Source organism: Actinomycetospora sp. NBRC 106375 (assembly GCF_030269665.1).
Taxonomy (GTDB): domain Bacteria; phylum Actinomycetota; class Actinomycetes; order Mycobacteriales; family Pseudonocardiaceae; genus Actinomycetospora.
This window is the reverse complement of the sequence record NZ_BSTS01000009.1, coordinates 204,660-218,232: the sequence shown is the minus strand read 5'-3', so window position 1 is coordinate 218,232 and position 13,573 is coordinate 204,660. Positions and strand designations below refer to the sequence as shown.

The 13,573-nt window shown below is 74.7% G+C and carries 12 protein-coding genes; 10 read left to right on the top strand and 2 right to left on the bottom strand.

Annotated elements, in window-relative coordinates; genetic code table 11:
• Positions 1–52: 52 nt before the first annotated feature.
• On the top strand, positions 53–457 hold the full coding sequence (ndk, locus tag QSK03_RS17015; protein WP_285654225.1) for a nucleoside-diphosphate kinase: 405 nt from the start codon (positions 53–55) through the stop codon (positions 455–457).
• Here the strand turns inward: ndk and QSK03_RS17010 are convergent.
• Complete coding sequence (locus QSK03_RS17010; RefSeq protein ID WP_285654223.1) at positions 438–1,301, bottom strand: alpha/beta fold hydrolase; 864 nt, start codon at positions 1,299–1,301, stop codon at positions 438–440. The two genes, ndk and QSK03_RS17010, sit on opposite strands and share 20 nt — an antisense overlap.
• Before the next feature lie 86 nt (positions 1,302–1,387).
• On the opposite strand from QSK03_RS17010, the gene QSK03_RS17005 reads away from it, so the two are divergent.
• The 9 genes from QSK03_RS17005 (at position 1,388) to QSK03_RS16965 (ending at position 13,062) form a co-directional block, all read left to right on the top strand.
• Positions 1,388–3,346, top strand: a complete 1,959-nt coding sequence (locus QSK03_RS17005) for a TIGR03960 family B12-binding radical SAM protein (RefSeq protein ID WP_285654221.1) — start codon at positions 1,388–1,390, stop codon at positions 3,344–3,346.
• Positions 3,347–3,500: 154 nt separating this feature from the next.
• Complete coding sequence (locus tag QSK03_RS17000) at positions 3,501–3,965, top strand: GNAT family N-acetyltransferase (protein WP_285654219.1); 465 nt, start codon at positions 3,501–3,503, stop codon at positions 3,963–3,965.
• Positions 3,965–4,765 carry a TIGR03936 family radical SAM-associated protein gene (locus QSK03_RS16995; protein ID WP_285654217.1) on the top strand — a complete coding sequence of 267 codons (801 nt, stop codon included), beginning with the start codon at positions 3,965–3,967 and terminating at the stop codon, positions 4,763–4,765. The genes QSK03_RS17000 and QSK03_RS16995 overlap by 1 nt, the downstream gene beginning before the upstream one ends.
• Before the next feature lie 199 nt (positions 4,766–4,964).
• The gene (locus QSK03_RS16990) at positions 4,965–8,198 is read left to right on the top strand and encodes a translation initiation factor IF-2 N-terminal domain-containing protein (RefSeq protein WP_285654215.1); all 3,234 of its coding nucleotides are present in this window, start codon (positions 4,965–4,967) and stop codon (positions 8,196–8,198) included.
• 178 nt (positions 8,199–8,376) lie between these two features.
• Positions 8,377–8,676 (top strand): 50S ribosomal protein L21, encoded by a 300-nt coding sequence (gene rplU / locus QSK03_RS16985; RefSeq protein WP_285654213.1) that lies wholly within the window; start codon positions 8,377–8,379, stop codon positions 8,674–8,676.
• Positions 8,677–8,687: 11 nt separating this feature from the next.
• Positions 8,688–8,957: a 50S ribosomal protein L27 gene (gene rpmA, locus QSK03_RS16980; protein ID WP_285654211.1), complete on the top strand. Its 270-nt coding sequence runs from the start codon at positions 8,688–8,690 to the stop codon at positions 8,955–8,957.
• A 195-nt stretch (positions 8,958–9,152) separates the two neighbouring features.
• Complete coding sequence (gene obgE / locus QSK03_RS16975) at positions 9,153–10,634, top strand: GTPase ObgE (RefSeq protein WP_285654379.1); 1,482 nt, start codon at positions 9,153–9,155, stop codon at positions 10,632–10,634.
• Positions 10,631–11,773, top strand: a complete 1,143-nt coding sequence (gene proB / locus QSK03_RS16970) for a glutamate 5-kinase (protein WP_285654209.1) — start codon at positions 10,631–10,633, stop codon at positions 11,771–11,773. The genes obgE and proB overlap by 4 nt, the downstream gene beginning before the upstream one ends.
• The gene (locus QSK03_RS16965) at positions 11,770–13,062 is read left to right on the top strand and encodes an aldehyde dehydrogenase family protein (RefSeq protein WP_285654206.1); all 1,293 of its coding nucleotides are present in this window, start codon (positions 11,770–11,772) and stop codon (positions 13,060–13,062) included. The genes proB and QSK03_RS16965 overlap by 4 nt, the downstream gene beginning before the upstream one ends.
• A gap of 1 nt (position 13,063) precedes the next feature.
• On the opposite strand, the gene QSK03_RS16960 is transcribed toward QSK03_RS16965, so the two are convergent.
• Positions 13,064–13,522, bottom strand: a complete 459-nt coding sequence (locus tag QSK03_RS16960) for an SRPBCC family protein (RefSeq protein ID WP_285654204.1) — start codon at positions 13,520–13,522, stop codon at positions 13,064–13,066.
• Positions 13,523–13,573 lie beyond the last annotated feature (51 nt).

Below are 13,573 nucleotides of genomic sequence, written 5' to 3'. Positions count from 1 at the left end.
CGCCCTCGCTACCCTCGGCGCCGACAGCGTGTCGCAACAAGAGGGGAACGACGTGGACGAGCGCACCCTGGTGCTGGTCAAGCCCGACGGCGTGCAGCGCGGCCTCATCGGCGAGGTCATCTCACGTATCGAGCGCAAGGGGCTGCGCCTCGTGTCGCTGGAGCTGAAGACCGTCGACCGCGGGCTCGCCGAGCAGCACTACGCCGAGCACGAGGGCAAGGGCTTCTACGAGGAGCTGATCGCCTTCATCACCTCGTCGCCGGTGGCGGCCCTGGTGGTCGAGGGCCCGCGCGCCATCGCAGCGTTCCGCCAGATCGCCGGCGGCACCGACCCCGTCGAGAAGGCCGTCCCGGGCTCCATCCGCGGCGACCTGGCCCTCGAGACCGGGTCGAACATCGTGCACGGCTCCGACTCGCCCGAGTCCGCCGAGCGCGAGATCAAGCTCTGGTTCGGGTAACCACCCGCTCCACCCCGTCGAGCACGGCGGGCCAGGTCGACCGCGCGAGGTCGTGCCCCATGCCGGGGACCTCCAGGAGCTCGGCACCGGGCACGGCCGCGGCGGTCGCCCGCCCGCCGGACGGGCGGATGATGCGGTCGCGGTCGCCGTGGATCACCAGGGTCGGGCAGGTCAGGGCCCCGAGGTCGGCGGTGCGGTCGCGTTCGCCGACGCACGCCGCGAGCTGGCGGTCGCCGCCGGCGCCGGTCTCGCGGGCGAACGCGCGGCGGGCCGTGACCCGCACGTCCTCGTCGTCCTCGGGCGTGCGGCCGGCCGAGCCGATCCTGCGGAACGAGGCGACGAGGTCCTCCACCGGGTCGGCGCCCGGTCGGCGCAGGAACTCGGCGACCAGCCGCGGGTGCGTCTTCCCGGTCCGCCGGTCGCCGGGACGGCCCATGATCGAGGTGAGGCTGAGCGTGCGGTCCGGGTGTCGGATCGCGACCTCCTGGGCCACCATCGCGCCGAGGCTCGCGCCGACGACGTGCGCGGCCGCGTCGAGGTGGGCGAGCAGGCCGGCCGCGTCGTCAGCCATGTCCCCGAGCGTGTAGACGGGCCGGGCCCGCCGCGTCAGGAACCCCCAGGCGCCCATGCCCCGGCCGCCCAGGTGGGTCGACCGCCCGACGTCGCGGTTGTCGAAGCGGACCACCCGGAAGCCCCGGTCGACCAGCGCGTCGCAGAAGTCGTCGCGCCACCAGTCCATCGACAGCCCGAGGCCCATGATCAGCAGGATCGTGGGCCGGTCCGGCTCGCCGATCACCTCGTAGCAGAGCTCCACGTCACCGACCGCGACGAACTCCTCACGCACGGTCCCGCCTTCGTCGGGGAGATCGTCGCGGTTCGACCGCCATCCGGGTCGGGAGGGCGTCGGAGGGTGCTCGTTACGCTGGGTCCGTGGTCGAGTCCGTGTTCGAGAGCCTGGAACCCCTGCTGCCGCGCGTGAAGAAGCCGGTCCAGTACGTGGGTGGCGAGCGCAACGCGGGGACCAAGCCGTGGGACTCGGTCCCGGTCCACTGGGCGCTCTGCTACCCCGACGCGTACGAGGTGGGCCTGCCCAACCAGGGCCTGATGATCCTCTACGAGGTCCTCAACGAGCGGGCCGACGCGCTCGCCGAGCGCACCTACGCCGTGTGGCCGGACCTCGCCGCGCTGATGCGCGAGCACGGGGTCCCGCAGTTCACCGTGGACGGGCACCGGCCGGTCGGGGCGTTCGACGTGCTCGGCGTCAGCTTCGCCACCGAGCTCGGGTACACGAACCTGCTCTCGATCCTCGACCTCGCGGGCATCCCGTTGCACGCCGCGGACCGCGACACGAGCCACCCCCTCGTCCTCGCCGGCGGGCACGCCGCGTTCAACCCGGAGCCGATCGCCGACTTCGTCGACATCGTCGCGCTCGGGGACGGCGAGGAGGTCGTCGGCGAGATCACCGAGGTCGTCGAGGCGACGCGGGGGTGCAGCCGCCGCGAGGTCCTCGAACGTCTCGCCGCCGTGCCCGGCGTCTACGTCCCGGGGCTCTACGACGTCAGCTACGGCGACGACGGCGCGATCGCGGCGGTGACGCCGACCAGTGAGGCCGCGCCGGCCCGCGTCCACAAGCGGACCACCTCGGACCTCGACGACTGGCCCTACCCGAAGCAGCCCCTGGTCCCGATGGCCGAGACCGTGCACGAGCGGATGAGCGTCGAGATCTTCCGCGGCTGCACGCGGGGGTGCCGGTTCTGTCAGGCGGGCATGATCACCCGGCCGGTGCGGGAGCGGTCGCCGCAGGGCGTGGGGGAGATGGTCGAGCAGGGTCTGAAGACCTCGGGCTACCACGAGGTCGGGCTGCTCTCGCTCTCGAGCGCGGACCACTCCGGCATCGGCGAGATCGCGAAGGGCCTCGCCGACCGCTACGAGGGCACCGGCACCGGGCTGTCCCTGCCGAGCACCCGCGTCGACGCCTTCAACGTCACCCTCGCCGAGGAGCTGACGCGGTCCGGGCGCCGCTCCGGCCTGACCTTCGCCCCCGAGGGCGGCTCGGAGCGGCTCCGCAAGGTGATCAACAAGATGGTCTCCGAGGACGAGCTCATCGCGACGGTCGGCACGGCCTACGAGCACGGCTGGCGCCAGGTGAAGCTGTACTTCATGTGCGGTCTGCCGACCGAGACCGACGAGGACGTCCTGCAGATCGCCACGATGGCCCACGGCGTCATCCGTGCCGGCCGGAAGGCCGCCGGCCGCGGCGACGTGCGCGCGACGGTGTCGATCGGCGCGTTCGTGCCCAAGCCGCACACCCCCTTCCAGTGGGCGGCGCAGGCCGACCCGGACGTCGTCGACGCGCGGCTGCGCAAGCTCCGCGAGGCGATCAACAGCGACCGCGGCCTGGGCCGCAACATCGGTCTGCGCTACCACGACGGGCAGCCCAGCCTCATCGAAGGCCTGCTCAGCCGGGGTGACCGGCGGGTCGGCCGCGTCATCGAGCGGGCGTGGCGCGACGGCCAGGAGTTCGACGGCTGGAGCGAGCATTTCTCCTTCGAGCGCTGGGTGGCCGCCGCCGACGCCGAACTCACCGACGTCGACCTCGCGTGGTTCACCACCCGCGAGCGGGACCAGGACGAGACCCTGCCTTGGGACCACCTCGACTCGGGCCTCGACCGCGGCTGGCTCTGGGACGACTGGCAGGACGCCCTGCACGCCGAGGAGCAGGACGACTGTCGCTGGACGCCGTGCTTCGACTGCGGCGTCTGCCCGACCATGGGCACCGAGATCCAGATGGCGCCGCCCGGCAGCGTGCCGCTGTCGATCACGCCCGTCGGGGACCGCACGTCCACGCCGGTCCGCAACCCGGCCTTCGCGGCCGACCGGGGCGCGTGAGGACGGTGGTCCCGGTGGCCGTCGCGACGCGCTCGTGAGCGCCGCCGCGTCCCGACCCGAAAGGCCCGAACGGCCCGAACGGCCCGGCCGCCCGGAGCAGCCGGATCCGCCCGGACGACCCGCACCCGAGGTCCGGGTCCGGCGGGCCGGGGCGGTGGACGGCGACGCGGTCGCGGCGCTGCGCCGGGCCTGGGTCGAGCAGCGCGGTCAGGTCGAGCCGGGCGCCGACCCGGGCTTCGAGCACGGGTTCGCGACGTGGTGGCGCGCCGAGCTGTCGCACCACGCGGTGTGGGTGGCCGAGGTCGCCGTGGACACGGAGCGGGGCGGCTGGGAGGTCGTCGGTTCGCTGGACGTCGCCGAGGTCGCCGCGATGCCCGCCCCCGGGCGTCCGGGGGAGCGGTGGGGCTACGTCGGCAGCCTCGTCGCCCTCGGCGCCGCGCCGCGGGGCGTCCCCCGCAGGCTCCTCGGCGCCGCCGTCGCCCACGCCCACGCCCACGGGCTGGCGCGCCTGGTGCTGCGGCCGTCCCCGACCGGGGCGGCGTTCTACCGCGCGGCCGGGTTCAGCCCGGCCGGGGACGAGATGATGGTCCTGCCCACGGGCGGACGAGGAGGGACGTGATGGCGACCGCACGCGCGAAGGCCGGCGACGCTCCGCACCCGTCGGCGCCGATCGCGGCCAAGCTGCGGATGCGCTACGCCAAGCGGGGTCGCGCGCGCTTCAGCTCGCACCGCGACGTCGCCCGCACCATGGAGTGGACTCTGCGGCGGGCCGGCGTACCGGTGGCTCTGTCGCAGGGCTTCAGCCCGCACCCGAAGCTCTCCTGGCTCGGGGCCGCCCCGACCGGCGCGGCGAGCGAGGCCGAGTACCTCGAGATCGGGGTCACCGAGGAGCTCGACCCGGCCGTGGTGGCCCGCGAGGTGGACGCCGCCCTGCCCGACGGGCTCGCGGTGGTCGAGGTGGTGCGGGCGGGTCCGGGCGCGATCGCCGACCGGATCGACGCCAGCCGGTGGGTCATCGACACGCCCGGCGTGCCCGACGAGCGTCTCCGCCCGGCGATCGAGACGTTCCTCGCGGCGACTGAGGTGACCGTCGAACGCCTGACGAAGAACGGGCCCCGGCCGCTCGACGTCCGCAGCGCCGTCGCCGAACTGGGGCTCACGCTCACCCGGACGGACGAACCGGAGGACGCGGACCGGGAGGACCGTGCACGAGCGGCGACGTGTGGGAGACTGATGACGGTCGTACGGCACACCACGCCGGCCGCACGACCCGACGACGTGTGCAGTGCGCTTCGCGCCGTCGCCGGCCTCGAGTTCCCGGAGCCCGTCAGGGCCACCCGGTGGGCGCAAGGTCGGCTCGACGAGCGCGGAGAGCTGGTCGATCCGCTCGCGGCGGACCGCGCGGCACCCACCGCGTAGTTCTCCGGACGGACCCCGGCCGGCCTCGGTACTGCCGACGCCGCCGTACTGCACGATCAGGCGGGTACCGGGCCCACCGGCCCGACCCACCGGCCGTGCCGCAGTCGGCGACCGTCCCCGACGGCCGCCTCGGCGAGACCACGCGAGGTCCCCGTGTGGCCGCGACCCCCGTGTCGCGCCCGGGGACGGAGGAGATCGATTGACCGACACCGACACCCCCACCGGCGAACCCACCGCCGCGGGGGATTCCGTCGCACCCGGACGCCCCGACGAGCAGGCCCTGGCCGCGCTCCCGGACAAGGTGCGAGTCCATGCGCTGGCCCGCGTCGTGGGCACCTCGAGCCGCGAACTGCTCGCGGTGCTCGCCCGCCTCGGGGTGGGTGCGCGCAGCGCGCAGTCGAGCGTCGACCGCGAGGTCGTCGCCCGCGTCGTCGACGACCTGTTCCCGACGCCGGGCTCGCCGGCCGGTGAGCCGGTGGCCGAGGCGACCGCGCCGACGGCCGGCTCCGCGCCCGACGAGCTGCCGGCCGCGCCCGAGGACGCCGCCGTCGACGAGTCCGCCACGACGCTGCCGGGCACCGCGCCGACCGCCGCGCCCGCCTTCGCGGCGCCGATGTTCCTGGCGCCCGAGTCCGGCGCGGACGGCGAGGGCTCGTCGCGGTCGCGGCGCCGTCGCGGGAGCCGCTCGACCGGGGTCGTCACCCCCGGGGAGCCGACCGAGACCGAGTCCACCGGCGACCACACCGCCGCCGAGGACGGCGAGGCCACCGAGGCGGCGTCGGCACCCACGGCCACCGAGGACGCCGGGTCCGCCGGGTCCGCCGGGTCCGCCGGGTCTGTCGGCGGGCCGGAGAGCCCCGACCCCTCCGACGACGACGGTGACGACGACGAGGGCGGCCGCCGCCGGCGTCGCCGGGGTCGCCGCGGTCGCGGGCGCGGGCGGGGCGGCAGCGACGACGCCGAGTCCGGTGACGACCAGACCTCCGGCGAGTCCGGCGAGTCCGGCGAGGCCGCCGACGGGTCGTCCTCCGACGACCAGACCTCCCGCGAGTCCGGCGAGGGCGACGACTCCGCCGACGCCGACAGCAGCGACGGCGACGACGAGGCGTCCTCGGGCGGCTCGCGCCGTCGGCGCCGGCGTCGCCGCCGGTCGTCCGAGGGCGACGGCGACGGTGACGAGGCCGAGCAGGACCCGCCGAACACCGTGACCCACGTGCGCGACCGGGTCGAGCGACCCGAGGGCGGACGGTCGTCGAACGACGAGGTCAAGGGCGTCAAGGGCTCCACCCGCCTGGAGGCCAAGCGCCAGCGCCGTCGCGACGGCCGCGAGTCCGGCCGCCGGCGGCCCTCGATCCTGTCCGAGTCCGAGTTCCTCGCCCGGCGCGAGGCCGTCGAGCGCACGATGGTGGTGCGCCAGCAGGCCGGCCGCAGCCAGATCGGGGTCCTCGAGGACGGCGTGCTCGTCGAGCACTTCGTCGCCGGCGACGGCCAGAACTCCATGGTCGGCAACGTCTACCTCGGCCGGGTGCAGAACGTGCTCCCGTCGATGGAGGCGGCGTTCGTCGACATCGGGCGCGGGCGCAACGCCGTGCTCTACGCCGGCGAGGTCAACTGGGACGCCTCGGGGCTCGAGGGCAAGCAGCGCAAGATCGAGCAGGCCCTGTCCACCGGCGACCAGGTGCTCGTCCAGGTGACGAAGGACCCGGTCGGCCACAAGGGCGCCCGCCTGACCACGCAGATCAGCCTGCCGGGCCGGTTCCTCGTGTTCGTGCCCGCCGGCGGCGCCACGGGGATCAGCCGCAAGCTGCCCGACACCGAGCGCAAGCGCCTCAAGGAGATCCTCAAGCGGATCGTGCCCGACGAGTCGGGTGTGATCATCCGGACGGCCGCCGAGGGCGTCAGCGAGACCGACCTCGAGCGCGACGTCCGCCGGTTGACCGCGCAGTGGGAGGCCATCGAGTCCTCGGCGGCGGACAACAAGAGCTCGAAGGGCCCGACCCTCGTCTACGAGGAGCCGGACCTGCTCATCCGCGTCGTCCGCGACATGTTCAACGAGGACTTCTCCTCGCTCGTCGTCTCCGGCGAGCGCGCGTGGGAGACGCTGGAGGGGTACGTGGAGCACGTCGCGCCGGAGCTCGCCGGGCGCCTGGTGCGCCACACGGGGCCGGAGGACGTCTTCACCGCGCACCGGATCGACGAGCAGCTGATCAAGGCGCTCGACCGCAAGGTGTGGCTGCCGTCGGGCGGCACGCTGGTGATCGACCGGACCGAGGCGATGACCGTCGTCGACGTCAACACCGGCAAGTTCACCGGCTCGGGCGGCAACCTCGAGGAGACGGTCACCCGCAACAACCTCGAGGCCGCCGAGGAGATCGTCCGCCAGCTCCGCCTGCGCGACATCGGCGGCATGATCGTCATCGACTTCATCGACATGGTCCTGGAGTCCAACCGCGACCTCGTGCTGCGGCGGCTCACCGAGTGCCTGGGCCGGGACCGCACGCGCCACCAGGTCTCCGAGGTCACCTCGCTGGGCCTCGTGCAGATGACCCGCAAGCGCGTCGGCCAGGGGCTGCTCGACGAGTTCTCGACCACGTGCGAGCACTGCCGCGGCCGCGGCGTCATCGTCTCGACCGAGCCGGTGATGGGTCACGAGCACGGCGGCAAGGGCAACGGCAACGGCAACGGGCAGGGCGCCTCGGACAAGAGCGACAAGGGCGACAAGAACGAGGGCAAGGACCAGGGCAGCGGCTCCGGTTCGGGCTCCGGCTCGGGGCGGCGCGGCCGTCGTGGCCGTCGCGGCGAGAAGTCCGACAGCGCCTCGCCCGCGACCGTCGCCGCGGCCTCCGGTCTCGTCGGCGGCCGTGACGCCGACGACGTGGCCGACGACGTCGCCGAGGCCGAGACGGCGGCCGACGCGGCGACCGAGGACGCCGGTGCCGTGACCGCGCCCGTCAGCGAGCCCGTGGCCGAGGCCTCCGAGGACGAGGTGGAGCTCGAAGCCGGTCTCGCCGAGGCGAGCGCGGGATCGGAGTCGGAGGACACCGGCGACTCCGAGGAGGCCGACGAGACGGAGGAGACCGACGAGGCGGTCACCGAGACCATCCACTCGGCGGTCCAGGCGGAGGTCGCGCTGGAGGCCGACCAGGCCGAGCACGTGCCCGGGGCGAACGGCGCCGGTCCGGCGCCGGCCGAGGAATCGCCCGTCCCGCGCGTCACGGGCGCGATCGGCGCCACCCCGGCCGGGAACGGCAACGGGAACGGCCATGGCCGGGACGAGGCGCTGGTGACCCCGGCGGGCACGCCCGGGGAGGCCGAGGACGAGGCCGCGGCGCCGGCGGCGCCGGAGGTGCCCACCGGGGCCGGCTCGCGTCCCCGCCGTCGTCGTGCCGCGTCGCGCCCGGCGGGCCCGCCGGTGGGGGGAACGAGCAGTTGATGTCCGTCCGCGCCCCGGGTCGGCACCCGGGGTGCGGACGCCGACCCGCGGGCGGGTATCCTAGGTCGTCGGTGCCCGCCGGGTCAGCAGTCCTTGCCCGCGGCACCAGTGCGCCGGGCCCGCTCCGCACGGGCCGCGCCGGAGCCGGAAGTCCACGCAGACAGGAGCACCGCGGAAGATGTACGCGATCGTGAAGACCGGCGGCAAGCAGTACAAGGTCGCGGTCGGCGACGTCATCGACGTGGAGCTCCTCGACGGTGACACGGTCGATCTGCAGCCCGTGCTCGTCGTCGACGGCAGCACCGTGATCAGCTCGGCGTCCGACCTCGAGAAGGTGTCCATCTCCGGCAGCATCGTCGGGGAGAACAAGGGCCCGAAGATCAAGATCATGAAGTACAAGAACAAGACCGGGTACAAGCGGCGCGTCGGCCACCGCCAGCGCTACAGCCGCCTCGAGGTCACCGACATCTCGAAGTAAGGGGAGCAGTCATGGCTCACAAGAAGGGTGCGTCCAGCTCCCGCAACGGTCGCGACTCCAACGCCCAGCACCTCGGCGTCAAGCGCTACGGCGGCCAGGTCGTGAAGGCCGGCGAGATCCTCGTCCGCCAGCGCGGCACCAAGTTCCACCCGGGCACCGGTGTCGGCCGCGGCGGCGACGACACGCTGTTCGCCCTGGTCGCGGGCTCCGTGACCTTCGGGAACCGCCGCGGCCGCAAGGCCGTCAGCGTCATCCCGGCGGAGGAGACCGCCTCCGCCTGATCCGGCGGCACGGGGCGCAGCGGAGCTGCCGCGCCGAAGGCCGACGACTGCAGCAGTACCGTCAGGGGTGGGTCCGGGACACGGACCCACCCCTTTCGTTCGTCCGGACCGCCCTCGAGCGTGTGACGGTACGGACACTGGATGGCAGCGGTGGCCCACCGCTGGCACGACACACCGGAAAGGACACGCCGCGCGATGGCCCGCTTCGTCGACCACGTGACGCTGCACGTCACGGCGGGGGCCGGGGGCCACGGGTGCGCGTCGATCCGGCGGGAGAAGTTCGTCCCCCTCGGCGGGCCGGACGGGGGCAACGGCGGGCGCGGCGGTGACGTCGTGCTGGTCGTCGACCCCGGCGTCCACACGCTGCTCGACTTCCACCACCGCCCGCACGCGACGGCCGGCAACGGCCGCCCGGGGATGGGCAGCTTCCGCAACGGGGGCAACGCCGACGACATCGAGCTCGCGGTGCCCGAGGGCACGGTCGTGCTCGACACGGACGGCGACGTCCTCGGCGACCTCACCGGCCCGGGCACCCGGTTCGTCGCGGTCCGCGGCGGCCGTGGCGGGCTGGGCAACGCGGCCCTCGCGGGGCCCTCGCGCAAGGCGCCGGGCTTCGCGCTGCTCGGCGAGCCGGGAGAGAGCCGCGACCTGGTGCTCGAGCTCCGCTCGATGGCCGACGTCGGGCTCGTCGGCTACCCGAGCGCCGGGAAGTCCTCGCTGGTCAGCGCCCTCAGCGCGGCCAAGCCCAAGATCGCCGACTACCCGTTCACCACGCTCGCGCCGAACCTCGGTGTGGTCTCGGCGGGCGGGAGCACCTTCACCGTCGCCGACGTCCCAGGGCTCATCCCGGGCGCCAGCGCCGGCAAGGGCCTCGGGCTGGACTTCCTGCGCCACATCGAGCGCTGCTCGGTGCTCGTGCACGTCGTCGACTGCGCGACCTTCGAGCCCGAGCGCGACCCGGTGTCCGACATCCGCGCACTCGAGGCCGAGCTCGCCGCCTACACCCCGGCGCTGGGCACCGACCTCGCCGCGCGCCCCCGCATCGTCGCCCTCAACAAGATGGACGTCCCCGACGCCGCGGAGCTCGCCGACATGGTCCGCGAGGACGTCGCCGCCTTCGGCTGGCCGGTCGTCGAGATCTCCACCGCCTCGCGTCAGGGTCTCCAGGAGCTCGCCTACGCGATGGCCGCGGCGGTCGACGCCGAGCGGGCGGCGGCGGTGCCGTCGACCGCGCCCCGCGTGGTGCTGCGCCCCACCGCCGTCGACGACACCGGCTTCACCGTCGAGCCCGACCCCGAGGAAGGGTTCCTGGTCAAGGGCGAGAAGCCCGAGCGCTGGGTGCGCCAGACCGACTTCGCCAACGACGAGGCCGTCGGCTACCTCGCCGACCGGCTCGCCCGCCTCGGCGTCGAGGAGGCGCTGGCCGAGGCCGGCGCCCGGCCCGGCGACATGGTCACGATCGGCATCCACACCTTCGACTGGGAGCCGTCCACGCCCGCGGGCGTCGCGGCGATGCGCGGCAACCGCGGCACCGACCCGCGCCTCGAGGGCGCCGAGCTGGTCGACCGCCCGTCGGCGTCCGACCGCCGCGCGGCCCGCGACGAGCGCCGTCGCCACCACAGCGACGACGAGCTCGGCATCACCCCGTGGCACGAGGACTACGAGGACCCGGCATGACGGCCCGCGAGACGGTCGCGGGCGCGCGCCGGCTGGTGGTCAAGGTCGGGTCGACGTCGCTGACCAGCGTCGACGGCGGCCTGGACGTCGCCCGTCTCGACGCGCTCGTCGACGCGGTGGCGGCGCGGGCCAGCGCCTCGCAGGTCGTGCTCGTGTCCTCCGGGGCGATCGCCGCGGGCCTGCGCCCGCTCGGGCTCCCGCGCCGCCCCCGGGACCTCGCGACGCAGCAGGCCGCGGCCGGCGTCGGTCAGCTCCACCTCACCCGCGCGTACGCCGAGGCCTTCGCCCGCCACGGCCGCACGGTCGGTCAGGTACTGCTGACCTCCCACGACGTCGTGCGGCGCCAGCCCTACCGCAACGCGCAGCGGACGTTCGAGCGGCTGCTCGGCCTCGGCGTGGTCCCGGTGGTCAACGAGAACGACACCGTCGCCACCGACGAGATCCGCTTCGGGGACAACGACCGCCTGGCCGCCCTCGTCGCCCACGTGATCTCGGCGGACGCGCTGGTGCTGCTCTCCGACGTCGACGGCGTCTACGACGCCGATCCGCGCTCGCCGGGCGCGTCGCTCGTCCGGGAGGTCACCGGCGGCGCGGACCTCGCCGGGGTGCGCGTCGGCAAGCCCTCCTCCCTGGGCACCGGGGGGATGGCGTCCAAGCTCGCCGCCGCCGACCTCGCCAGCGGCGCCGGGGTCCCGGTGCTGGTGGCCGCGGCCGCCGACGCGCCGGCCGCCCTCGACGGCGCCGGCGTCGGCACCGTGTTCGCCCCGTACGGCCCGCGGCTGTCGGCGCGCCGGTTCTGGCTGCGGCACATGGCCGGCACCCGCGGGCGGCTGCACCTCGACGCCGGCGCGGTCCGTGCCGTGGTCGGGCGCCGCCGTTCCCTGCTCGCCGCGGGGATCACCGGCTCCGACGGCGACTTCGAGTCCGGCGACGTGGTCGATCTCGTCGACCCGCGCGGCGAGGTCGTGGCCCGCGGTGTCGTCGCGTTCGACGCCGAGGAACTGCCCGAGATCTCCGGGCGCTCGAGTGAGGACCTCCCGCCCGAGATGCGCCGGGAGGTCGTGCACGCCGACGACCTGGTGCCGGTCGTCCCGGCGATCCCCGACCCCGCCGCCCCCGCCGAGGTGAGCTCGCCGTGACCACCACGTCCCCGACCCCGGCCACCGACACCGGGACGGACCCCGCGGAGATCGTCACCGACTGCGGCCGTCGCGCGTCCGCGGCGGCGCCGCGGATGGCCGCGGCGTCCGACCACGAGGTCGCGCAGGCGCTGCGCGGGATGGCGGCCCTGCTCGCCGAGACCGCCGACACCGTGCTCGCGGCCAACGCCACCGATGTCGAGGCGGCCGAGCGGGCGGGGACGACGTCGGCGCTCGTCGACCGTCTCCGGCTCGACCCGGGCCGCCTCGACGGGCTGGCCCAGTCGCTGCTCGACCTCGCCGACATCGCCACGCCCGCGGTGGACACCGTCCTCGAGGAACGCCCCGACGGGCTGCGGCTGATCGAGCGCCGCCGTCCCGTCGGCGTCATCGGCGCGAACTTCGAGGCGCGGCCCAACGTGGTCATCGACGTCGCCTCGCAGCTGATCAAGTCCCGCAACGCCGGCGTCCTGCGCACCGGCGGCGCCGCGCTCGCCTCGGCCACGGCGCTGATGGAGGCCGTCGTCGCCCCGGCGCTCGCGGGCGCGGGACTCGACCCGGACGCGGTCGTGCTCGTCACCGATCCACGCCGCGAGTGCGCTGTCGAGCTGGTGCGTCACCCGGATCTCGTCCCGCTGGTGATCCTGCGCGGCTCGGGCGACACCACCCGCTCGCTCGGTCTCGAGGCCGCCCAGCACGGTGTGCGCACCCTCGCCCACGCCGACGGCGGCGGCGTCCTCTACGTCGACCGCGCCGCGTCGGTCGAGCTCGCCCACCAGATGGTGACGTCGTCGATCGACCGGCTCGGCGTCTGCAACCGCCTCAACCTGCTGCTCGTCGAGCGTCACCGGTGGGACGAGATGCTGCCCGGGCTGACCGCGCTGCTCGACGGGCACGGGCTGCGGGTCTCGCTGCCCCCGCACACGCACGCGCTGGGCCACGAGTGGGCGCTCGACGACGGCAACGAGGCCACCGTGACCGTGGCCCCGGCCGACGGTCCCGCCGACGCCGCGGCGATCGCCAACCGGGAGACCTCGGGGCTCGCGGCCGCCATCGCGACCGCCGACGAGGCCGCGGCGCGGGTGTTCCTCGACACCTACGCCGGCACCGGCGCGTTCTGGAACGCCACGACCCGCCTGCTCGACGGCGTCAAGCTGCGGCGCGTTCCCGAGACCGGCATCAACGTCGACCACGTCCCCGGCCCGCGGGGCCCGGTCGTGTTCACCGACCTGTGCCTGCGTCAGTACGTCGTCGTGCCGGCCTCGACGGCGATCGGGCACCCGGAGTAGGTCAGCCCTCCGACTCGGCGATCGCCTTGATCTTCTTCAGCGTCGCCCGCATGTTCCGGCGGTTGGTCTTCCCGCGGGCCCAGCCGGCGAGGGCCCAGTAGATCCGGGTCGCGGCGCTCGGCGTGAGCCGGAAGGACTCGGTGACGTCGGTGCCCTGACCCGCCGGCTCGAACCGGTAGTGCCAGTTGTTGATCGAGCGGTCGCCGACGACGACCTCGAAGCCGAACTCCCGGCCGGGCTCGCACGCGGTGATGCGGCAGACCGACCAGTACGTCGGGCCCTTGCCGTTGCGCTTGACGTGCCCCTTGAAGCGGGTGCCGACGGCCGGCCCGCTCGCGCCGTCCATCCACCTCGCCTCGAACGTCTCCTCGCTGTAGCGGTGCGTCTGGGTCACGTCGGCGACGAGCCACCACACGCTCTCCGGGGATGCCTCGATGTGCTCGGTCACCGCGTCCTGCATCGTCCGCCTCCTTGATCGACCCGCGGCACCGTCCCACGGACGGCCGCCCGC